Source organism: Shigella sp. FC1967 (genome assembly GCF_001743005.1).
Lineage (GTDB): Bacteria > Pseudomonadota > Gammaproteobacteria > Enterobacterales > Enterobacteriaceae > Proteus.
In genome coordinates, this window is the sequence record NZ_MIIZ01001468.1 from 1 (window position 1) to 338 (window position 338).

1 rRNA gene is annotated in these 338 nt (G+C 50.3%); it reads right to left on the reverse strand.

What is annotated here, in order from left to right:
• A 23S ribosomal RNA gene (locus BHE89_RS23080) occupies window positions 1-338 on the reverse strand; the annotation flags it as partial.

The window sequence follows — 338 nt, forward strand, 5'->3', positions numbered from 1 at the left end:
CTACAGAATATAAGTCGCTGACCCATTATACAAAAGGTACGCAGTCACCCCATAAAGAGGCTCCTACTGCTTGTACGTACACGGTTTCAGGTTCTTTTTCACTCCCCTCGCCGGGGTTCTTTTCGCCTTTCCCTCACGGTACTGGTTCACTATCGGTCAATCAGGAGTATTTAGCCTTGGAGGATGGTCCCCCCCATATTCAGACAGGATAACACGTGTCCCCGCCCTACTCGTCGAGTTCACAATAACAGCATCTTCGGATACGGGGCTATCACCCTTTACTGCCGGACTTTCCAGACCGTTCTCCTGATGCTGCTATTGATTAAGACTCTGGGCTG